15 protein-coding genes are annotated in these 17,143 nt (G+C 66.2%); 8 read left to right on the plus strand and 7 right to left on the minus strand.

Translation table 11 applies throughout. The features are described 5' to 3' along the window. Positions 1–80: 80 nt before the first annotated feature. Positions 81–1,514 (minus strand): alkaline phosphatase D family protein, encoded by a 1,434-nt coding sequence (locus tag RVY76_RS00580; RefSeq protein ID WP_317375087.1) that lies wholly within the window; start codon positions 1,512–1,514, stop codon positions 81–83. A gap of 87 nt (positions 1,515–1,601) precedes the next feature. Between RVY76_RS00580 and RVY76_RS00585 the strand changes: the two genes are divergently transcribed. Next, the gene (locus tag RVY76_RS00585) at positions 1,602–2,525 is read left to right on the plus strand and encodes an NAD(P)-dependent oxidoreductase (protein ID WP_317375089.1); all 924 of its coding nucleotides are present in this window, start codon (positions 1,602–1,604) and stop codon (positions 2,523–2,525) included. A gap of 6 nt (positions 2,526–2,531) precedes the next feature. Here the strand turns inward: RVY76_RS00585 and RVY76_RS00590 are convergent, their stop codons facing one another. Both RVY76_RS00590 and ubiG read right to left on the minus strand, forming a co-directional pair. Next, positions 2,532–3,485, minus strand: coding sequence for a DUF808 domain-containing protein (locus RVY76_RS00590; protein ID WP_317375091.1), 954 nt, complete (start codon positions 3,483–3,485; stop codon positions 2,532–2,534). A 67-nt stretch (positions 3,486–3,552) separates the two neighbouring features. Further along, positions 3,553–4,254, minus strand: a complete 702-nt coding sequence (ubiG, locus tag RVY76_RS00595) for a bifunctional 2-polyprenyl-6-hydroxyphenol methylase/3-demethylubiquinol 3-O-methyltransferase UbiG (protein WP_317375093.1) — start codon at positions 4,252–4,254, stop codon at positions 3,553–3,555. Positions 4,255–4,394: 140 nt separating this feature from the next. On the opposite strand from ubiG, the gene RVY76_RS00600 reads away from it, so the two are divergent. The 5 genes from RVY76_RS00600 to RVY76_RS00620 all read left to right on the plus strand — a co-directional run bounded on the left by RVY76_RS00600 (position 4,395) and on the right by RVY76_RS00620 (position 10,152). Further along, positions 4,395–5,192 carry a flagellar motor protein MotB gene (locus RVY76_RS00600; protein WP_317375094.1) on the plus strand — a complete coding sequence of 266 codons (798 nt, stop codon included), beginning with the start codon at positions 4,395–4,397 and terminating at the stop codon, positions 5,190–5,192. Positions 5,193–5,294: 102 nt separating this feature from the next. Then, positions 5,295–6,605: a flagellar hook-basal body complex protein gene (locus RVY76_RS00605; RefSeq protein WP_317375096.1), complete on the plus strand. Its 1,311-nt coding sequence runs from the start codon at positions 5,295–5,297 to the stop codon at positions 6,603–6,605. A 25-nt stretch (positions 6,606–6,630) separates the two neighbouring features. Further along, positions 6,631–8,040: a flagellar hook-associated protein FlgK gene (gene flgK, locus RVY76_RS00610; protein ID WP_317375097.1), complete on the plus strand. Its 1,410-nt coding sequence runs from the start codon at positions 6,631–6,633 to the stop codon at positions 8,038–8,040. Positions 8,041–8,044: 4 nt separating this feature from the next. Continuing rightward, positions 8,045–9,052 (plus strand): flagellin, encoded by a 1,008-nt coding sequence (locus RVY76_RS00615; protein ID WP_317375099.1) that lies wholly within the window; start codon positions 8,045–8,047, stop codon positions 9,050–9,052. Continuing rightward, on the plus strand, positions 9,049–10,152 hold the full coding sequence (locus RVY76_RS00620) for a flagellar basal body P-ring protein FlgI (protein ID WP_317375101.1): 1,104 nt from the start codon (positions 9,049–9,051) through the stop codon (positions 10,150–10,152). The genes RVY76_RS00615 and RVY76_RS00620 overlap by 4 nt, the downstream gene beginning before the upstream one ends. Here the strand turns inward: RVY76_RS00620 and bchO are convergent. The 4 genes from bchO to crtA are packed head-to-tail and all read right to left on the minus strand — an operon-like array spanning position 10,139 to position 14,394. Further along, positions 10,139–11,008, minus strand: a complete 870-nt coding sequence (bchO, locus tag RVY76_RS00625; RefSeq protein WP_317375103.1) for an alpha/beta fold hydrolase BchO — start codon at positions 11,006–11,008, stop codon at positions 10,139–10,141. The genes RVY76_RS00620 and bchO overlap by 14 nt on opposite strands. 16 nt (positions 11,009–11,024) lie before the next feature. Then, entirely contained in the window at positions 11,025–12,686 is a 1,662-nt protein-coding gene (locus tag RVY76_RS00630) for a magnesium chelatase subunit D (RefSeq protein ID WP_317375104.1), read from the minus strand. Next, positions 12,683–13,708: a magnesium chelatase ATPase subunit I gene (bchI, locus tag RVY76_RS00635; RefSeq protein WP_317375106.1), complete on the minus strand. Its 1,026-nt coding sequence runs from the start codon at positions 13,706–13,708 to the stop codon at positions 12,683–12,685. The genes RVY76_RS00630 and bchI overlap by 4 nt, the downstream gene beginning before the upstream one ends. Next, positions 13,705–14,394: a spheroidene monooxygenase gene (gene crtA / locus RVY76_RS00640; protein ID WP_317375108.1), complete on the minus strand. Its 690-nt coding sequence runs from the start codon at positions 14,392–14,394 to the stop codon at positions 13,705–13,707. Before crtA ends, bchI begins: the two co-directional genes overlap by 4 nt. A gap of 133 nt (positions 14,395–14,527) precedes the next feature. Between crtA and RVY76_RS00645 the strand changes: the two genes are divergently transcribed. After that, on the plus strand, positions 14,528–16,075 hold the full coding sequence (locus tag RVY76_RS00645) for a phytoene desaturase (protein ID WP_317375109.1): 1,548 nt from the start codon (positions 14,528–14,530) through the stop codon (positions 16,073–16,075). Continuing rightward, on the plus strand, positions 16,072–17,103 hold the full coding sequence (crtB, locus tag RVY76_RS00650) for a 15-cis-phytoene synthase (RefSeq protein ID WP_317375111.1): 1,032 nt from the start codon (positions 16,072–16,074) through the stop codon (positions 17,101–17,103). Before RVY76_RS00645 ends, crtB begins: the two co-directional genes overlap by 4 nt. The last annotated feature ends 40 nt before the right edge of the window (positions 17,104–17,143 follow it).

Here is a 17,143-nt window from a genome sequence, read left to right on the forward strand (position 1 = left end):
CCGACCCCTTCTCGGGGTCGCGGGATCCATCGCTGGCACATTCCGTGCGGGAGGTCCACTGCGATGGCGGAAAGATCGGGTCAGAGGGGAAGGGCCGGGGTCCGTCCTGACTTTTCCAGCATCCATTCCGCCGACCATCCACCATCGCGACGGTGGAGCATCAGATAATTGCGCTGGGCGGCATAGATGGCGCGTTGCCCTGGCAATGCACGCAGCCGGATCGGATGGCCCTTGAGCGGCGTCTCACCGAACCTCGCCAGAGTGCCGAGCCCGCGGGCATAGAGCCTGGGCGGGGCCGGATGCGTGATGCCGGAAGCCACGAGCTGATGGAGCGGGCCTGCCGGCGCGTCCATGATGGCGCGCGTCGCGAGGTGGATCTCGCCCGACAGGACGGTGACGGGCGCGTCGGGATCCTCGTGACGGTCGAGCAGCAGTCGGAGGAATCGCTGCCATTCTTCACGATGGGCAAAGCTCTGCCACTGGTCGCGCAGGTCGTCCTCGTATTTCTCCATTCGCCTCGTGATCTTCATCGCCCGCTCCACGAGGGACAGGCGCGGGCCGAGTGCGGGCACGCTCGACATGATGAAGGTATGGCCGGTGGGCAGCTCGCCCATCACACGTTCCATGTCGGCCCAGGTCCTGTCATCCATCACCCGCTCGGGCCTGCGGGTCGAGCGCAGGTCGGGCGCGACGATGGAGAAGCCCGGTGCCGTGACGCGCCACGAGAGATGCCCCTCACCCATGGCGATCTCGGGCCGCTCCGAAGGGGCGTGGCCCATCTGGAACAGCAGGAACGCCTCGCGTGCAGCTTCGAAGAGGCACCGTCCGACCTGCGAGTCGAGACTGGCCGGGCGCAGCGACCCCCAGCCGTCGCAGATGTCGTGGTCGTCCCACATCGCCAGAGTGGGGATCCGCGCCGACACCTCCGAGAAACCACCCTGTGCGGCCTGCGTCGCGTAGCGCAGGAAGAATGCCTTCCCGAGCGCCGCGCGCAGTTCCGCGATTTCGTCGTCACCCAGCTCGCGATGCGGCACGTCGGGCCAGTCCCTGGACAGCGGATGCGCCTCGGTCACCTCGTCGGCATAGATCTGGTCGCCGCCCTGGAGGAGGAGTTGGATGGGTTCGCGCGCGTTGCGTTCGGCCAGCTGCCGCCAGAGCGCGTTGCGACTGGCGACCGGACGGTCGAGATCGCCATGTTCCTGACCGTTGCAGGACACGAAGGCGATCGACATGTCGCCGCGGAAATCCGTCGCGACCTGGTAATCGCGCCCCTCGACCCGATACTGCGTCCGCGCGGCACGCGGCAGCGTGAACGCATAGCGCCAGAGCGTCGCGCCGGCCTCGGTCCGGAGCGCCTCGGCCTCGATCCTCTTGCCGTCCGCCTCGAGGATGGGTGGCGTGGCACCTTTGCGGCGCACCAGGATCGCAACGAGCCGGACATGATCTTCCGCAATCTCGCGGAGATGGAGCATCGGCAGGCTGTCGGGGGCTCGTTCGGTATTCATTCCGCGCATCTAGACCGTCCCGGGGCCCGCGCAAGGCCTGCATTGTGTCAGGGGTACTTCGGTGTACCATCGCAACTGAATTCAGCGGAGGACATCATGACGGACAAACCGATCGTCGGTTTCATCGGCGTGGGCCTGATGGGTCACGGAATGGCGAAAAACATCCTCGAAGGCGGCTATAGGCTGCAGATCAAGGGAAACCGAAACCGCGCACCGGTCGAGGATCTGGTCGGTCGCGGCGCAACCGAGGCCACTTCGGCCAAGGCCATGGCCGAGGCCTGCGACATCGTGCATATCTGCCTGTCGAATTCGCCACAGGTCGAGGAGATCATCCGAGGGTCCGACGGGATCCTCGCAAGCGGCAAGGCGGGGCTCGTGGTCGTCGACTGCACCACGTCGGATCCGAACTCGACCGACGCGTTGGCGGCTGAGCTCTCGGATGCCGGAATGACGCTCGTCGACGCGCCGCTCGGCCGCACGCCGAAGGAAGCCGAGGAGGGCACGCTTGACGCAATGGTCGGATGCGACGCCGCAACCTTCGAGGTCGTCCGGCCGGTCATCGAATGCTGGTCAGGCTCGATCACCCATATCGGCGAGACCGGGACCGCGCATCGCATGAAACTCATCATGAACTTCATCGCGATGAGCTATGGTGCGCTTTTCGCGGAGGCGTTGAGTCTGGGCGTGAAGTCCGGCATCTCGCCGCAGACGGTCCGCGACGTGATGGGCGCGAGCCGTATGTCCAACGGCTTCTTCGACACGTTCATGAGCTACGCAGTCGACCGAAATCGCGATGCCCACAAGTTCTCGATCACCAACGCGCTCAAGGATATGACCTATGTCGCGTCGATGGCGCAGGGCGCGGGCGCGATGAACCCGATCGGTGCCGCGGCGCGCAACTATTACGCCCATGTGGCGGCGATCGGCGAGGGGTCCGATTATGTGCCCATGGTGGCCGACCACGTGGCGCGCCTCAATGGCATCGACCTTGCCGATGCGGTAAAGAAGGGCGCGAAATAGCCGCGATCAGTGCGCGGTCTTGCCGAAGAGACCGACGATCGGCTTCGTGAGCGGGATGAGGATCAACCCGAGCGCGAGGCCGACCACACCGTCGAGAGCGGCGGTCACGAACCATTCGACGGCACCGGTCCAGCGCCCCACCGTTTCGGCCGCGGCGACCGCCTGATGATGAATGAAGTCGTAGGGCGCGTGCCATCCAAGCTCGTGCAGGCCGTGCACGATGATGTTGCCGCCCACCCAGATCATCGCGGCCGTGCCGACGATGACGAGGAGCTTCAGGAAGGTCGGCATGGCGCGGACGATGAAACGCCCCGTCGCGCGCGTCGCGGAAAGCCGCCCGCCCGCAGCCATCGCGAGGCCCGCATCGTCGGCCTTCACGATGATCGCGACAGCGCCGTAGACCGCGACGGTGATTAATACGCCCGCAATCGCAAGAGATCCGGCGACCTGAACGATCCCGAGTTCCGGAGGCAAGGCCGTCAGCACGATCGTCATGATTTCAGCCGACAGGATGAAGTCGGTCTTGATCGCGCCCTTCACCTTGCGTTTCTCAAGCGTGGCGTCGGCCTTCTTCTGCTCGACGAGTTCATCGCTGTGATGATCGGAAGGGTTCAGCTTGTGCCAGACCTTTTCGGCCCCTTCGAAGCAGAGATACGCCCCGCCCAACATGAGGAGCGGCGGTATCGCCCAAGGTGCAAAGGCCGAGAGCAACAGGGCCACGGGCAGCAATATCACAAGCTTGTTGAAGAGTGAGCCCTTGGCGATCTGCCAGACGATGGGCAGCTCGCGATCGGCCGAGAACCCATGGACGTATTTCGGTGTCACGGCCGCGTCGTCGATCACCGCGCCCGCAGCCTTGCCCGAAGCCTTCATCGCCTGTCCGAAGACATCGTCGACGGAGGCCGCCGCGACCTTGGCGATAGCCGCTACGTCGTCCAGTAGCGCAAGAAGCCCGCTCATGCCGCGATCCCGAAATCATGCCCGATCCCGAACCAGATAACGCGGACACGGTTTCGTGCAATGGCGGTCAGGCCGGTTTCCTCGCGAGACCCATATAGATGATCGCCGTGAGGGGCAGTTGTCCGAAGACCGGATCGCCGCGCCGGTCGATGCCCCGCGGTCCGAGACCGGTCTTCTCTTCCGGGGCAAGGCCCGCCGCGCGCAGGGCGCTTTCGAGTTCCGACGGCGTGATGAACATCTTCGGATCGTGAGTGCCTTTGGGAAGGACGCGCAGCACGTCCTCGGCCATCGTGATCGCGGCGAAGCGGGCGACGGGATTTCGGTTGATGGTGTCGTAGAAAAAGATCCCGCCGGGCTTCAGTACCCTCGCGACCTGCGACAGGACCTCTCCGAGGTCGGCGACATGTTCCAGCACGTCGACGCAGACGATCGCGTCGAACGATCCGTCCTCATGTGGCAGCTTCTCGCCCGTTCCCACCTCGTAACGGATCGAAAGCCCCGATTGTTCGGCATGGGCGCGGGCCGCCTCGATCGCCTTCTCGGCCGGATCGATACCCGTCACCTCTGCACCGCGCTGCGCCAGCGCCTCGGCCATGAAGCCGCCGGCGCAGCCGAGATCGAGGACGCGCTTGCCGTTCCAGTCGATCTTGCGATCGAACCAGGACAGCCGTCCGGGCACCATGTTCTTGAGAACGCGGATCCAGCGTATGTCGTCCGACCACCATTTCGCTGCCATGTCGTCGTAGATCGCAAGGTCGTTGCGCGCCATGAGGTCACCGTGCCGTTGTTGCCTGCCGTCGAACTAGCGCCCGATCCAGCCGTCCCAAGAAATGCGGAGAAGTTTATCGGTTAGGCTGCTCTTCACGGCTCGCTGCTACTGCCCGATCCAAAGATCCGAGGAGTGCAGGCATGGCGTCGAACAGGCCGATCATCATCAAGCGCAAGAAGGTCGTGGGCGGCGGCGGGCATCACGGTGGTGCGTGGAAGGTCGCTTATGCCGACTTCGTGACGGCCATGATGGCGTTCTTCATGCTCATGTGGTTGCTCAACGCGACGACCGACACCCAGCGCAAGGGCATCGCCGACTATTTCAGCCCGGAGATCCCGCTCATGCGCGTCTCGGGGGGTGGGGCTGGTGCGCTCGGCGGTGCCGATCCCGCATCGAACGACCAGTATCTCGGCGAAGCCGGTGGCGAGGCGCAAAATCCGACGCAGACGCTGTCCTATGCCGAAGACGCCCAGACGGTTACCGACGAACTCATGCGATATCAGGAGCTTCTGACGGCACGCGCCGGGGAGTCGACGGTGTCGGACGATCTGCTGAAACATATCGTGACGCGGGTGACCGACGAAGGTCTGATCGTCGATCTCTTTGATCTGCCCGGTGCGCGCCTTTTCGAGGTCGGCACCGCCGAACCGACTGGCCTCATGACCGATCTGCTCCTGGTGGTGCGGGACGTGTTCTCGCTTGCGACGAACGAGGTGGCGATCAACGGCCATGTCCGGTCCGAGGCGATCGTCAGGATGCTTCGCGACGAATGGGAACTTTCGGCGGCCAGGGCGCAGAAGGTGCGCGAGATGCTGACCGCCGGCGGCTTCGATGCCGGGCGGATCCGGCGGATCGGCGGCTTTGCCGACCGGGAGCACGTCCGCCCCGACCCTATGGATATCCGCAACAACCGGATCGAACTGATCCTGCTGAGATAGACTGCGAGGAGGCGAACAGGGTGGCCGTTAGCGCGGCGTTAAGCCCGAAACCGTAATCCTCCGATCAATTCACGACTCGGTCGCAAAAGAAAGGCGATATCAATGACGATTTCCTCCTCCCTGGCCGCGGGCGTCTCCGGTCTCAACGCGAATTCGCAGCGCCTTGCGAGCATCTCCGACAACATCGCCAATTCCGGGACCTATGGATACAAGCGCACCTTCACCGACTTCCACTCCATGGTGATCGACAGCACGTCCTCGTCGAAATACATCGCCGGCGGCGTGCGCACGACGACCGAACGCCTGATCGACGAGAAGGGCGCGATGCAGGGCACGGCCAACGCCACCGACATCTCGATCAAGGGGCGTGGCTTTCTGCCCGTGACCGATGCCTCTGCGGTGAAGTTCGGCGGAAACCTTCCCCTGTCGCTGATGACGACCGCATCGTTCCGACCCGATGCGGCAGGCACGCTCGTCGATGCGACCGGCAAGGTCCTGCTGGGCTCGCCCGCCAACCAGGACGGCACGATCCGTCCCTTCCCGCGCGACAGCATCGCGGGTCTCGAGCCCGTCAACATCTACCACAACCAGCTTGCCGCCAATCCGACAGGCAACATGACGATGCACGTCAACCTGCCGGCCAACGATACGCGCGTCGGTGCCGTGGCCGATCCGCAGGACATCACGCTCGAATATTTCGGCAACCTCGGTCAGACCGAAACGCTGCGCGCGACCTTCACGCCGACCCCCTCCGACGGCGTGACGCCGTCCAACGAATGGACGATGACCATCACCGACAGCGCGAGCGGCGATGCCGTGATCGGCGAGTACACGTTGGCCTTCAACAGCGGCAACCCTGGCGGCGGAACGCTCGCCTCGGTGACGCGGACCGATCCGGCGTATCCCGAGTACGAAGGCGATAGCGGAACGCTTCCCCTGACCGTCGGCGGCGGTGATATCTCGCTCAATATCGGCAAGCTCAACAATGGCAACGGCATAACCCAGCTCAACACGTCGTTCTCGCCCACGACGCTGAGCAAGGACGGATCGGCCATCGGCAACCTCGTTGGTGTGGAGATCGATGCGGGCGGGATCGTGAACGCGGTCTACGATTCGGGCTTTACCCGTTCGATCTATCAGGTGCCGGTCATCGACGTCGCGAACCCCAACGGCCTGCGCACCGGCGACGCCCAGACCTACAAGGTGACGGCCGAGAGCGGCGAGATGTTCCTCTGGGATGCCGGCGACGGCCCCGTGGGCGAGACCGCAGGCTACAGCCGCGAGACGAGCACCGTGGACGTCGCGACCGAGCTTACCAACCTGATCCAGACCCAGCGAGCCTATTCGTCGAACGCGAAGATCATCCAGACCGTCGACGAGATGCTCCAGGAAACCACCAACCTGAAGCGCTGATCCACCTTCGAAGGAGCCCCAGGGCATGAGTATTTCCGCAGCGTTCAACAACGCCCTTACGGGGCTCGGCGCGGCCAGCCGTTCGGCGCAGGTCATCTCGTCGAACATCTCGAACGCGCTCACGCCCGGCTATGCGGCCCGCGAGGCGCAGTTCGTCTCCGGCCCGACGGGTGGCGTCCGGCTCACGGGCGTCAGCCGTGCCGTCGATCCGGCACTCCTGGCCGAGAACCGCCTCGTTGGGGCCGAAGCCGGCATGGCCGGAACCCGCCGTCAGGCGGTCGAGCGGATGTCAGAGCTGCTCGGCGAACCCGGCACCGGCAATTCGCTTTCGGGACGATTGTCGCAACTCGACGCGCAGCTCATCGAGGCGGCAAGCGATCCCGCCTCGATCAATCGCCTTACGGCGGTTGCGAACACCGCGGGCGACATCTCGGATTTCCTCAACCGGGCGAGCGACGGCGTCCAGCAGGTGATCTTCGATGCCGATCGAGATATCGGCCTGCAGGTGAAGGCCCTGAACGAAGGGTTGCAGCGGGTCGAACGGCTGAACCGCGATATCACGACCGCCGCGATCCGGGGCGAGGATATCAATTCGCTCAAGGACATGCGCCAGCGAGAGATCGATACGATCTCGCAGATCGTTCCGGTCCGGGAACTCACGCGTCCGAACCAGGGCGTGTCCCTGATCACCACGAATGGCCAGATCCTGTTCGACGACCGGCCCGCCAAGATCGAGTTCGCGGCCGGTGGCGTGGCAGGGGCGGGGCTCGTCATCAACGATCGGCCTGTTGCCGTGACGGGCCCGCAATCGCGCATGGGTGGCGGGACGCTTTCGGGGACTTTCTCTGTCCGCGACGAGCTGGCACCATCGATGGGCCAGCAGATCGACGGGTTCGCGCGCGACCTGATAGCGCGGATGGACAATGTCCCGGGTCTGAGGCCCGCAGGTGCGCCCGGCCTCTTCACCGACGAAGGCGGCCTCTTCTCCGGGGCGGACGAGGCCGGGATCGCGGGGCGCATCACGCTCAACGCCGCGGTCGATCCGCGCAAGGGTGGCGAAGTCTGGCGGCTCCGCGACGGGCTCGGGGCAGCGGGACCGGGTGCGCAGGGTGACGGATCCCTCCTCAAGGCCACGAGGGCGGCCCTCGACGCCAGCCGCACGTCACCTTCGTCGGCGCTCGGATCATCGGCGCTCACGCTCGGCGGACAGGCCGATTCGGTCATGTCCTTCGCCGGCGGTCAGCTGTTCCGCGCCGAGGCCGAGGAGACATTTGCGACGACGAGATCGACGGAACTGACGGGACGCATGCTCGAGAAGGGCGTCGATACCGATGCGGAGTTGCAGAACATGCTTCTCGTCGAACAGATGTACGGGGCCAATACCAGGGTCCTCCAGGCCGCCGACACGATGCTTCAACGCCTCTTGGAGATTTGACGAAATGTCCGTTTCGACCTTTGGCGATCTTGCTCAGTCCTATGTCATCCGCCGCGCGAACGCACGTCTCGGCCGCGAGATGCAGACCCTCAGTACCGAATTGACCACCGGGCTGAAATCCGACCGCAGATCAGCCGTTTCGGGTGATACGGGCATGATCGGCGGGATCGAGCGATCGCTCGGCCGCGTCGCCGCGCTCTCATCCGCGGCGCGCGAGGCGAACCTTCACGCCGGGGGGGTGCAGAGCATTCTCGAACGCGTTCAGGGGGAAGTGAACCGTATCAAGCCCGACCTTCTCAACAGCGGCATTCTCGGGGGAGCGGCGAGCCCGAACCTCATGGCGGAGAACGCCGAGGCGGGCTTCAAGTCCGTGGTCTCGGCCATCAACACGGCTATCGGGGGGCGCTATTCGCTTTCCGGGACCGCCACCGGCACGCCGCCCTTGCGGGACGGGGATGCGATCCTGGCGGATCTCGAGACGCTTGTCGGGGGCGCGCCCGATGCAGATACGATGATCGCACGGATCGACGCCTATTTCGCGCCGACCGGTGCCTTCATGACGAACGATTATCAGGGCAACGACGGGACGCTCGCACCGCAGGAAGTAGCCGATGGCATGACGGTCACGATGGAGCTGCGCGCCGACGACAGCACCATTCGCGATACGCTCGCGGGGCTTGCGAAGGCCCGATTCGCCAATGCGGGCGCATTCGGCACGAAAGGCGTGGAATATGAGGCCGTCCTCCAGAATGCGGGTGCGCAGATGCTCCGCTCGAGCGACGAGCTGACCGACCATCGCGCAGTCATCGGCGCGAACGAAGGGCGCATCGAGCTTGCCGAGACGCGCAACGCCAACGAGGAGACCGCTCTTCAGAAGGCCCGTGCCGATCTGATCGGCATTGACCCTTTCGAAACCGCTTCTCGGTTAAGGGAAACCGAACTTCAGTTGGAGACCCTGTACGCCATGACCGCACGCCTTTCTCGTCTCAGCCTCACGAACTACCTCAGATGATCAGGTTCCTCCTGACCTTCTTCGCGGGTCTCGTCATCTCCACGGCCGTGATCGCCGCACCGGTCCGCATCAAGGACCTAGTGGAATTCGACGGCGTGCGCGGCAACGACCTGGTCGGCTACGGCCTTGTCGTGGGCCTGAACGGCACGGGCGACGGCTTGAGGAACTCTCCCTTCACCGAAGAGATCATGGCCAACATGCTCGAACGGTTGGGCGTCAACGTGACGGGCGAACAGTTCCGTCCCAAGAACGTCGCGGCCGTCCTCGTTACCGCCGAACTCCCGCCATTCTCTCGCGCGGGCAGCCAGATCGATGTGACGGTCTCGGCCATCGGCGATGCGACGTCGCTTCTGGGCGGCACGCTCGTCATGACGCCGCTCAACGCCGCAGACGGTCAGATCTATGCGGTGGCCCAGGGCACGATCATTGCCGGTGGTGCATCGGCACAGGGCGACGCCGCGACGGTCACGACCGGCGTGCCGACAGCAGGGTCAATCCCCTCCGGCGGCCGGGTCGAGCGCGAGATCGACTTCGATTTCGGATCGCTCACCGATATCCGGCTGGCCCTCCGGACGCCCGACTTCACCACCGCCGCGCGGATCGAGCAGGCGATCAACGGCGATCTCAACCGTGCGGTTGCCGTCATGCTCGATGCGGGTACCGTTCAGGTCAACATCGCGGCGACTCAGGCCCCGTCGCCCGCCCACGCGATCGGCCGGATCGAGAACATCCGTGTCGAGCCCGAGCGCAGTGCGCGTGTCGTGGTCGATCAGCGCTCGGGCACGATCGTGATGGGAGAGGATGTCCGCATCAGCCGCGTCGCGGTCAGCCAGGGTGGCCTAACGATCCGCGTCGAAGAGGCACCTGCGGTCATTCAACCGAACCCGTTCGCTCCGGGCCAGACCGTGGTCGTGCCGCGCACGAATGCCGCGATCGAGGAGGAGCCGGGGATCGGCCTCGCCGAGGTTCCGGACGGCACGTCCCTTTCGGACGTGGTCGCGGGGCTCAACGCGCTGGGCGTGGCACCGCGCGACATGATCGACATCCTCAAGAGCATCAAGGCCGCGGGTGCGCTCCACGCCGATTTCATCGTGCAATAGGGACAGCCTCGCGCGAGAGTGTATCGAGAACGACCGAGGCGGTCATGTCGGCCGCTTCCTCGTGGACGAGATGACCATAGGGGCCCATCGATAGGTGGACCCCGTCCCGTGCGATCCGTGCCGCCCGGGCAGAGATCGCGGGCGAGACCGTCGCATCCCGCTCCCCGGTCAGCAATGTCAGACGCCCGGGATAGCGCCGGACCTCGTCGTCGAAACCGCGCGTCGACCACTGCGCCATCATCGACAATGCGCCGTCGATCTGCGTCGGATCGCCAAGCAGAACACGATATCGCGCGATGCTTTCGGTATCGAGCATCGATCCGGTATTGCCGAGCAACTGTTCCACCCGGCCATTGCTGCGGGCCAGTCGCGCGAGCCCTGTGGTCAGGCCCGGCATTGCGGCCATTGCGCGCGCGGCCATGGGAAAGAGCCATCCCGCCGCGCCGTCGAATGCGCTGAGGGCCGCATTGATTCCGATAATAAGAGCGACATCGGAATTCCGCTCGGGCGACGTCGCCATCTCAAGCGCGAGTGCCGCACCGGCGGAATGGCCGATGATCGCCCGAGGCGCAATATCCTCGGCCCCAAGGAGAGACCAGAGATCCGCGGCCATCAGCGCGGGCCGGCTGCGGTGACGACTTCCCAACCGGGTAAAGCCGTGCCCCGGCAGATCCACCGCGACGACGCGATGCGCTTCGGCCAGTCGGTCGAACAATCCCGCCCAGCTATGGGTAGAGGCTCCGGTGCCATGAAGAAGAAGCAGAACCGGACCCGAGCCCTTTTCCTGCATGTGCCAGAGATGCGGACGGCTCTCGACGCGCCGCGAGACGTCGCGATGCGGCCAGTCTGCCGGCATGTTCTCCCACTCCATCTCAGCCCGCCATGATCGGCGCGACGGCCCGCCCGAGCCGCGCGGCATCCGCGCGTGGCAGCGGCAGATAGTGCGCCGCCATCGCGTCTGCGAGTGCGGCGAGGTCCGGCGTGGGGCGTCGGCCCGTATCGATCACGATGCCGCCGGGACAAAGGGCGAGGATCTGCGCCGCTGCAAGGCGCGCATCGCGTGCCGCCGCCTGCCGATCCGCCGCCCCGTCGAGCGCGATATTGGCCCGTCCATCGGTCAACAGCGCCAGTGACGGCGTGAAGCCGCGCCCGCGAACCTGGCGCGCCAGGTTTGCTGCTGTGAACAATCCGGCGGCCAAAGGTGTCCCGCCTCCGCCCGGAAGGGCAGCCAGCCGCTTTCGCGTCTGGACGAGCGATCGTGTCGGTGGCAGCAGGATTTCGGCCCCGGTGCCTCGAAACGCGACGAGCGCGACATGATCGCGGCGTGCATAAGCCTGCGACAGCAAGATCTCGATCGCGCCTTTTGCCTCCGCGAGCCGGCTCATCGCCTGAGAGCCTGACGCATCGACGACGAAGATCAGCAGGCGGTCGGATTTCTGCTCGAACTGGCGGACATGCAGATCCTCGAGCCGGAGCGTCAGACGCTGCTCGGGTCCTGCGCCGCCCCTGACCTTCTGCCATGGAGCCGCCGCGCGCAGCGTCGCGGCGAGGTCGAGGCGTGCTGCATCCGAGGGGCGTCCCTGCCGCGCGGGCAGGGGGCGACCGCGCCGGTTGCTGCGGATCGCCGCGCCGGATCCGCGCGCGGCGCTCTGGACCCGTGCCGCCCGTCCGGCGGCAAGAGCGCGGAGCAGATCGGCGGGAAGTTCGGCGCGAGCGGCATCGACCAGCATGTCCTGCGGGGGGGTGCCCTGCATCGCGTCGTCCTGCGGGGGCTCCGGCGGTTCGACCGCATCGTCGTCGGGGGGTGCGTCACTTTGGTCCGGCGGCGCATCCTCGGCCGCAAGGGCCCGATGTGCGAGCGTCAGTTCGACCGCGCGGCGCAGATCGTCGATTTCCACCCGGTCGCGCCCGGCCAGCGCCGCGAGGCCGCGCGCCGCTTGCGCGGCCAGCATCGGCGCGCGCAGGCTCCGGATTCCCAGTGACATTGCCGTCGCCACCAGGGTTTGCCGGTCGTCGTCGGTGAGCATGACGCGCGCGCGCCGCGCGCGCGCCGCGTCGAGATTGCGGAGCTCCACCTGGCCGAGATCCGCCAGTCGGAGGTCCGACAGATCGAGGAAAAGGCTCAGCCGATCGACGAGCGGCGCGGCCAGTGTCTCGTCCTCGCCCGCCGCCTCGTCCAGTACGAGAAGGGCGGTCTCGCGTCGGTCGATCGCCTGTCCCAGGCGCGCAGCCAGGCCCGGCGCTGTCCTCTCGGCCATGCCGAGGCAGATCAGATCCCCGCGTGCCAGAATTCCGTCACGTTCGACGGGCCGCCCGAGTGCGAGTGTCGCGGCAAGGTCCATTCCGCCATCGAGCGTCTCGTCGGCGATATTCGGCGTGATGCGCCGGGCCCCGAGCGGTGCCAGCAGGTCGAGCACCCGATCGCGGGCCGGGCCCGGCCTTGAGCGGATCCAGATGCCCCCCATGGCCTTCGGGTCGAGTGCGAAGAGCCGTAGAGCGTCCCGCACCCGCGCCCAGCCGGGTGATCCGCTCATTCCGCGGCGGCCCGCCGGGGGCCCAGCACCTCGGTCACGATCCGGTCGACCCTTGCCGCGGTCCCGGCCTCGTCCATCGGGTCGCGGCGCAGACGGTGCTGCAACGCCATCGCCGCCACGCGGCGCAGATGGTCGCGGCCGATCAGGGTCGCACCCTCGAACGCAGCCTCGGCGCGGGCAGTCCTGAGGAGCGTCAGTTCGCCCCTGAGCCCGTCCGAGCCGAGCGCGATGCAGATAGCCGCGCAATCGTGCAGGATCTCCTCGGGTGTCTCGACCATGGGCAGCATCTTGCGGGCGGCGACGATCGCCTCGCGCAGGGTTGTGTCTTCTGCATCCCAGTGCCGCGCGAAGCTCCTTGGGTCGCGGTCGAACGCGTCGCGCCGCCGCATGACCTCTACCCGTGTCCCGACATCCTGCGGCGAGGTCACGTCGACCGACAGGCCGAAGCGGTCGAGGAGCTGTGGCCTGAGTTCGCCCTCTTCGGGATTGCCGGAGCCCACGAGGACGAAGCGCGCGTCGTGGCGGATCGACATTCCCTCGCGCTCGACAAGGTTCTCGCCCGATTGCGCGACGTCGAGCAGCAAATCGACGATGTGGTCCTCGAGCAGGTTGACCTCGTCGATATAGAGGTATCCGCGATTGGCGCGTGCGAGCAGGCCGGGTTGGAATGCTTTCTCGCCGCGGGTGAGAGCGCGTTCGATATCGAGTGCCCCGGTCACGCGATCCTCGGTCACGCCGAGCGGCAGGTCGACCACCGGTGTCGGTCGCGTCACAATCTTCGCTGATCCGATCTCGGCCCAGTCAGGACAATCGGTCTTGCGCGCGGAATTGACGGGGCATCCATCGACCACACGCATCTTCGGCAGGAGGGCGGCAAGCGCGCGTACGGCCGTCGATTTCCCGGTGCCGCGATCGCCGAGGACGAGTACGCCGCCGATCCGCGCGTCGATCGCGGTCAGCACCATCGCGCGCTTCATGTCGTCCTGCCCGACGATGGCAGAGAAGGGGAAGGTCCGGCTCATGCGGCCATTCCCGGTATTGCCCGTGCGCCCGACCACGTGCCTTCGGTCCCGATGACACGGAAACGGGCATAAAGTTCCTCGGAGAACCACCCGCCGTCGCGGACTGCGCGGATGGCTCGGGCATGGGGGCCGTCGCGCCGGGCGAACTCGGCCATCGTATCCGCGTCGGGCCAGACCGAGAAGGTCGCCTGATGCAGCCAGGGAAGCGCGCTGATCCCGATCTTGAAGGCGACGTTGCCATCCTTCGCAACCGCATCCGAAATTCTGGGCACGCGCTTCCAGAATGGGGCGAGGTGCCGGGTCCGGATCGTCGCGCGGGTCAGCGCCGCGAGGGGCCCCTCTGTCTCGGGGCCGGCATCGAAGGGCTGTCGCCCCGACCACGCACCGCGTGCCGAGACGGGTCGAAGATAGAGCGTCCAGCTTTCGGCCGCACGGGCGCGCCAGCGGCGGAAGACGCCAGCCTCGGCCAGCTGCCTGCGGGCAGTGGTCTCGTCCGGCCAGCAGGCGAGGATCGCCCAAATCGATGGTTCGGGAACGGCCGCGAAGCCGTCGCCGCTTCCCGAGCCACAGAGTTTCCAGAACCGGCATTCGGAAAGGCGCCAGAGCGGCCAGCGGGCAAAGGTCATCTGGCCGAATGCCCAGATCCGCGCGCGCCACGTATCGAAGCGGTGAAAGGACAGCGTCACGGTTTGGATGGCGACCCCTCCCGAAGGCATCGTGCGGTGTAAACGCAGTCTGACATCTCTGCGCGCTTTTGCAACGGGGGCCGGTCGCGATCTGCGATTGTCAGGTTCGGTTGACACAGCTAGGCTCGATCCCATGAGCGCAACATCCTCTTCCTCCGGTCCGAGCCGCGCCATCGTCGTGGGGGCGGGTCTCGGTGGTCTGTCGGCCGCCATGCGGCTGGGGGCCAAGGGGTATGCCGTCACGGTGATCGACCGTCTCGACACGCCGGGTGGGCGGGGGTCGGCCATTCACAAGAACGGCCACCGCTTCGATCTGGGGCCGACCATCGTCACGGTTCCCCAGCTCTTTCGCGATCTCTGGCGCGCCTGCGGGCGCGATTTCGATGCGGATGTCGATCTGCGCGCGCTCGATCCGTTCTACGAGATCCGCTGGCCGGACGGATCACGGTTCGCCGCACGGCAGGACACGGACGCGATGCGGGCCGAGGTGGCGCGGCTCTCTCCGCGCGATGTGAAGGGATACGATCGGTTTCTGCGCGATGCGGAGGCGAGGTATGCCTTCGGCTTCGAGGATCTCGGGCGACGCTCGATGCACAGGTTCGCGGATCTCCTGGCCGTGCTCCCGAAATTTGCCGCATTGCGGGCCGATCGTTCGGTCGCGTCCCATGCGAAGCGCCGTTTCCGCGATCCGCGGCTGCAGATGGCGTTCAGCTTCCACCCGCTCTTCATCGGTGGCGACCCGTTCAACGTGACGTCGATGTATATCCTGGTGAGCCATCTGGAGAAGGAATTCGGCGTCCATTACGCGATGGGCGGCGTTGCCGCGATTGCCGAGGCGATGGCGCACGTGATCGCGGATCAGGGCGGGGAACTCTGCTTCGGGACCGAGGTCGACGAGATCTTGGTCGATAAGGGTCGCACGACCGGTGTGCGCCTGATCGACGGGCGGATCGAACGCGCCGATCTCGTCGTGTCGAATGCCGATGCGGGTCATACCTATGACCGCCTTCTGCGCAATGGCAGCAAGCGGCGGTGGACGCCGGAACGGCTGCGCAAGCGGCGCTGGTCCATGGGACTCTATGTCTGGTATTTCGGCACGTCGGATACTGCGGGTATGTGGCGTGACGTGGGCCACCACACGATCCTGAACGGGCCCCGATACGAAGGGCTCGTACGTGACATCTTCATCGAGGGGCAGCTCTCCGAGGATATGTCGCTCTACCTGCACCGCCCCTCCGTCACCGATCCATCGGTCGCGCCCGAAGGTGACGACACGTTCTATGCGCTTTCGCCGGTGCCGCATCTGGGATTCCCGCATCACGCCGACTGGGAGGCCGAAGGGACCGCCTATCAGGAGAAGGTCGCAGCCCAGCTCGAGACGGTGATCCCGGGATTCCGCGATCGCATTTCTGCGAGCCACGTGATGACGCCACCCGATTTTCGCGACCGCTATCTTTCGCCGCACGGATCGGGGTTCTCGATCGAACCGCGGATCCTGCAATCGGCCTGGTTCCGGCCCCACAATGTCAGCGAGGAGGCGGAGGGCCTCTATCTCGTGGGCGCTGGGACGCATCCGGGTGCGGGACTTCCGGGCGTGCTCTCGTCCGCCGAGGTTTTGGGCAAGCTCGTGCCCGACCCCGCGCGGCCCGTTTCGACACCGATGGGACTTGCCGCCGAATGATCGATCCGACCGACCTCGAGCATTGCCGCGAAGCGATCCGTCACGGATCACGCTCCTTCCATGCAGCCTCGAAGCTGCTGCCCGCGAAAGTGCGCGATCCGTCGCTCGCGCTCTATGCCTTCTGCCGGCTTGCCGACGACGCGGTCGATCTCGGGGCCGACAAGGCGGGGGCTGTCGCGCGGCTGCGCGCGCGGCTCGATCTGGCTTATCGCGGCACGCCGCGCGACGCACCCGCCGACCGCGCCTTCGCCGCGGTGATCGAGGATGTCGGGATGCCCCGTGCTCTTCCTGAAGCGCTGCTCGAAGGGCTCGAATGGGACGCGTCGGTGCGGCGTTACGGCGATCTGTCGGAGCTGCGCGGCTACGGCGCGCGGGTCGCGGCGAGCGTCGGGGCGATGATGTGCGTGCTGATGGGCGTGCGCGATGCCGACGCGCTGGCCCGCGCCTGCGACCTTGGCGTGGCGATGCAGCTGACCAACATCGCCCGCGATGTGGGCGAGGATGCACGGGAAGGCCGGCTCTATCTGCCGCTGGACTGGCTTGAAAAAGAAGGAATCGATCCCGAGGCGTTCCTTGCGGACCCGCGGCCCGACCGGCGGATCGAGATGTTCGTACGCCGGCTTCTCGATCACGCGGACGAACTCTATGCGCGGTCGGAAGCGGGCATCGCGGCACTGCCGCGCAGCGTCCGCCCGGGGATCTTCGCCGCACGCCACATCTATGCCGGGATCGGCGTGCCCCTGCGTCGCGCGGGATGCGACGCGATCAGCAATCGCGCGCGAACGACGGGGATGCAGAAAGGCGGCTGGCTCGCGCTGGCGGGCGCGCGAACGGCGCTGACCATGGCAATGCCGCGTTCCGCGATCCTTTATGCACGACCGTTGCCGGAAGTTGCGTTCCTCGTTGACGCGACGGCGCGGGCGCGTCGGACCGAAGCCCCGTGGGGCGAAGGGCGCGCGGGCGCGCTGGTCGGTGCCTTCGCCCGGCTGGAGGAAACAGATCGCGCGCGGATTCGCGCCGGAATCTGAGAATCCCCGTCTTGTAACGGGGTGATGTCTATGGCTCACT

It is taken from the genome of Palleronia sp. LCG004, from assembly GCF_032931615.1.
GTDB lineage: Bacteria > Pseudomonadota > Alphaproteobacteria > Rhodobacterales > Rhodobacteraceae > Palleronia.

What these genes read in the sequence shown, in the direction of transcription:
- bchO (WP_317375103.1), bottom strand. Translation starts at nt 11,008, where the DNA reads ATGCCGGCAGACTGGCCGCATCGCGACGTCTCGCGGCGCGTCGAGAGC.
- RVY76_RS00630 (WP_317375104.1), bottom strand. Translation starts at nt 12,686, where the DNA reads ATGAGCGGATCACCCGGCTGGGCGCGGGTGCGGGACGCTCTACGGCTC.
- RVY76_RS00580 (WP_317375087.1), bottom strand. Translation starts at nt 1,514, where the DNA reads ATGCGCGGAATGAATACCGAACGAGCCCCCGACAGCCTGCCGATGCTC.
- RVY76_RS00645 (WP_317375109.1), top strand. Translation starts at nt 14,528, where the DNA reads ATGAGCGCAACATCCTCTTCCTCCGGTCCGAGCCGCGCCATCGTCGTG.
- RVY76_RS00585 (WP_317375089.1), top strand. Translation starts at nt 1,602, where the DNA reads ATGACGGACAAACCGATCGTCGGTTTCATCGGCGTGGGCCTGATGGGT.
- RVY76_RS00620 (WP_317375101.1), top strand. Translation starts at nt 9,049, where the DNA reads ATGATCAGGTTCCTCCTGACCTTCTTCGCGGGTCTCGTCATCTCCACG.
- flgK (WP_317375097.1), top strand. Translation starts at nt 6,631, where the DNA reads ATGAGTATTTCCGCAGCGTTCAACAACGCCCTTACGGGGCTCGGCGCG.
- RVY76_RS00590 (WP_317375091.1), bottom strand. Translation starts at nt 3,485, where the DNA reads ATGAGCGGGCTTCTTGCGCTACTGGACGACGTAGCGGCTATCGCCAAG.
- RVY76_RS00615 (WP_317375099.1), top strand. Translation starts at nt 8,045, where the DNA reads ATGTCCGTTTCGACCTTTGGCGATCTTGCTCAGTCCTATGTCATCCGC.
- RVY76_RS00600 (WP_317375094.1), top strand. Translation starts at nt 4,395, where the DNA reads ATGGCGTCGAACAGGCCGATCATCATCAAGCGCAAGAAGGTCGTGGGC.
- bchI (WP_317375106.1), bottom strand. Translation starts at nt 13,708, where the DNA reads ATGAGCCGGACCTTCCCCTTCTCTGCCATCGTCGGGCAGGACGACATG.
- crtB (WP_317375111.1), top strand. Translation starts at nt 16,072, where the DNA reads ATGATCGATCCGACCGACCTCGAGCATTGCCGCGAAGCGATCCGTCAC.
- ubiG (WP_317375093.1), bottom strand. Translation starts at nt 4,254, where the DNA reads ATGGCGCGCAACGACCTTGCGATCTACGACGACATGGCAGCGAAATGG.
- RVY76_RS00605 (WP_317375096.1), top strand. Translation starts at nt 5,295, where the DNA reads ATGACGATTTCCTCCTCCCTGGCCGCGGGCGTCTCCGGTCTCAACGCG.